This is a genomic window from Agrobacterium sp. NPDC090283 (genome assembly GCF_044769685.1).
Taxonomy (GTDB): Bacteria; Pseudomonadota; Alphaproteobacteria; order Rhizobiales; family Rhizobiaceae; genus Agrobacterium.
This window is the reverse complement of record NZ_JBIVYG010000055.1, coordinates 1-1,102: the sequence shown is the minus strand read 5'-3', so window position 1 is coordinate 1,102 and position 1,102 is coordinate 1. Positions and strand designations below refer to the sequence as shown.

The following is a 1,102-nucleotide window of genomic DNA, read 5'->3' as shown; positions in this document are numbered from 1 at the left end:
ATGGCGCGGCCGATCCGGCAAACCCGCTGGCCGGGAAGACCGGCGACGCGCTTCAAGAGCGGCACGCCGTTGCCGATATAGCCGCGGCCGACCATGAAGGCGGCGAGCGGTTCAGGCGGCATGACGGCGACCAGTTCGGGCGTGGTCAGCCGGTCGGCGGGCTCGATCGCATAGAAGCCGATGGGCGCGCTGGCGGTGGCGTTCCAAAGGAGCCTCAACGGCATGTCGACGGCGATGGGAGCGGCGACGGCGGCGACGGCGAGCAGCGCCACGCCAAGGATGCGGCGGCGGCTCATGGCTCGATCCTCCGGCGACCGATCCACGCGGCATGGCGTTCGGGCGTGTAGGCGTTCGGCTCCAGCCCGGCGCTGAGCCGGTTATGGACGTGCCGCCAGTGATCGGGCGATGCGTCGGCCGGATCGACGTTGAGCGCTTCCACCGCGTCGATGGCAGCAAGTGCGCGCTGGACCTTCGGCCAGCCGTCGAGCCGGAGCAGGATGTCGCCACCAGGCCGGACGAAGGGCAGCGTCTGGAACGGCCCGCCGCGACCGATAGCGCGCACGATGTCGATGCGCGAGACGATTGTGCCATGCTCGCCGGACGCCCAGCGGACAAAGGCGAACAGACTGCCGGGCGCGAAGCCGACGATGCTGCGGCGCCGGTTGATGATCTGTTCGTAGCTCTTGTGGCCGAACCTGATCCAATGCTCGATCCGGCGTTTCTCGAAGGTCAGCTCGACCAGCGTGGTGAAGGGAGCAGGCCCATCGGGCTGCGGACGGCCGTGCGTGTGGCGCGATGCCTTGCCGCTCATGAGCGCCGCCCTCCGTTGCTGGCGGATGGGTCGGGCGTGAACAGGTCGCGCAGCACCTCGGCGACGGAACGGGCGGCACTGGCACCACGCCTCGGGTGCGCGTGCGCCTCAGAAGAAAAGTTAGATTCTTTGTTAGACTCTAAGTTAGCGGTCGGATTCCGCTTGTCGGACCAAAGACTTAACTGCGGTTCGTGCGCCCGAAGTCCCGATAGTGCTGCGCCCGAAGTCCCGATACCCTTTGCGCCCGAAGTCACGAGTGTTTCCACACCCTTTTCAACAGGCACTGTGGAC

2 protein-coding genes and 1 pseudogene are annotated in these 1,102 nt (G+C 67.1%); all 3 read right to left on the bottom strand.

Annotation, left to right across the window (positions count from 1 at the left end):
- Positions 1 to 296, bottom strand: a 296-nt coding sequence (locus tag ACIQUH_RS27905) for a S26 family signal peptidase (protein WP_400821449.1), incomplete at its 3' end; no start/stop codon positions are given.
- A complete protein-coding gene (locus ACIQUH_RS27900) occupies positions 293 to 811 on the bottom strand; it encodes a DUF2840 domain-containing protein (RefSeq protein WP_400821447.1) in 519 nt (172 codons plus the stop codon). The genes ACIQUH_RS27900 and ACIQUH_RS27905, both read right to left, overlap by 4 nt.
- Positions 808 to 1,102, bottom strand: a pseudogene (locus tag ACIQUH_RS27895) (replication protein A); the annotation flags it as partial. The pseudogene ACIQUH_RS27895 and the gene ACIQUH_RS27900, both read right to left, overlap by 4 nt.

What these genes read in the sequence shown, in the direction of transcription:
- ACIQUH_RS27900 (WP_400821447.1), bottom strand. Translation starts at nt 811, where the DNA reads ATGAGCGGCAAGGCATCGCGCCACACGCACGGCCGTCCGCAGCCCGAT.